At 66.7% G+C, this 1,884-nt stretch carries 2 protein-coding genes; both read right to left on the reverse strand.

Annotated features, from left to right (window positions below; translation table 11 throughout):
• Positions 1–251, reverse strand: a 251-nt coding sequence (locus ACWGDE_RS38575) for a hypothetical protein (protein WP_453393755.1), incomplete at its 3' end; no start/stop codon positions are given.
• Between the two features lie 10 nt (positions 252–261).
• Positions 262–1,884 (reverse strand): RHS repeat domain-containing protein (locus ACWGDE_RS38580; RefSeq protein WP_453393756.1); only part of this gene is annotated, 1,623 nt, incomplete at its 5' end.

Consider the following 1,884-nt stretch of genomic DNA (forward strand, 5'->3'; position numbering starts at 1 on the left):
CCGCCCCTGATCCGGTGGGCCCCGCGGGGCGGGGGTTCCACCCGCCGACCGGCCAGCAGGGCGATCACGAGCATGGTCACGATGGTCAGGAGCGGCACGGCCAGGAGCCCCACGCGCATTCCCAGAACGAACGACTCGACAAAGGGGTCGTCGCCCAGACCGGGCTGCACCGTCGCCGCGGCCGTCCACCCGAGAAGGGCGGTCAGCAGGTACCTCCGCAGAGAGATGCCCAACCACTTCGCCGTACTCATGAACTCCTCCTCACTTGCAGCTCTTCGTGCAGGTGCCGTTGACCCAGGTCCGCTGCATGATTTCCGGGAAGAAGATGCCGCCGAAGGCATCGGGCGCGTCATAGCCGCTGGTGTGCGCCATGCTGTCCTGTCCGATCCAGCGGGCGCCCTGGCCCTTCCGGTACTGCACGGCTTCCATGTCCGGGTACGCGTTGCCCGAGCGGACCACCGTCACCGAGTCCTTGGTGGCCTTGACCTTCAGATAGTTGTCCACTGCCCCGATCGTCAGCAACGGCTGCACCCCGTGCACGCCCAGGTTGAGCTCGTCCGAGTTGGAATCGCGCGCGCCGTTGATGATGTTGTAGCCGTCGAACGTCCTGTCGGAGTTCATGTTGGCCTTGATCGGCAGGGCGTCGAGGAGCTTGGACCCCACGTCGACCGTCATCGGTGCGCCACCCGTCGCGTACGACGAGATGGTCCGCTTGCCCGGCATGGTGTGGGACGGTGCCACGTGGAAGACGACCTCTCCCGTGGCCGTGTCCCAGAAGAGCACCATCCGGTACGCCGCGACCGGGTCGAGTGTCGGCCCCCGGTTGTCACCCAGGAGCAGGGGGTTTCCGGGAATGAGCTCCATCGCACCATACGTGTGAATGTAGTACCGGATCATGATGATTCCGCGGTCCTCACCGGGGCCCACGTTTATCTTGTTGTAGGTCTTCGACCCCTTGCCCTGGTTGCGGTGCATCGAGTCTTTGGCCTGGTCGTAGACGGTGTTCTTCTCGTAGTGCTCCTTGACCTCGTTCGGGTCCATGTCCTCGATGTGCTTGCCGTTGGTCCAGCCGCCGCCACCGCAGTAGCCGGCGGACCCGCAGCTCTCGAGACCGGTCGGGTCGCTCTGGGTGACCGGACTGTTGTTCGCGTAGCTGTAGCCGTTGAGGGACTGGTGCTGGTCAAGGCTCAGCACGGGGTCGACGCTGATGAACTGGCCGAGGCCCGCGTCGTACTCGCGTGCGCCGATGTGGGTCAGGTTCGTGCCGGTGTCCTCCGGCTTGTCGAGGAACCGCTTGTCCTCGGGCCAGTTGGCGGCCGCCGGTCCGCGTGCGGAGCCGAACGGGGTGGTGTACCGCTTGGACACCGCCTGGGTGTCGTCCGCGGAGACGGCGAGGGAGGACGTTCCGTGGGCGTCGCCGGCCAGGAACGCCAGCTTGGCGGTGCCGGATTCGTTGCTCAGTACCGCGACCTTGGTACTGGCGATGGTGTAGGAGCGGGTGGCCCACTTCGCGGCGGCCTTGAGGTGCACCTCCGTGGCACCGGTGTACAGGACCGTCTCGCCCGTGGAGTCGCGACGGATCAGGAGTTCGCCCTCCGCGTCGTAGATGTAGTCGGTGGCCGTGGCCCCTTCGGTGGTCTTGGTGAGCTTGCCCTCCGCACCCCACGCCAGGGTCTGGGAGGTGGCGCTGCCGGGGGTTTCGGCGCGCTTGGTGGTGTTGCCGATGGCGTCGTAGGTGTACTGCGGGGTGACACCGGTGCAAGTGGCGCCGGTGGTGGTGGCTGCCACGGCGTGCGGGCGGGCCGGGTCGTAGCAGTAGGTACGGGTCGAAGGAGTCCCGGTGTTGGTCTTCTCCGTGGCCCGCTGGCCCGACGCCGTGTAGGT

The sequence above is a fragment of the Streptomyces sp. NPDC054956 genome, from assembly GCF_053609185.1.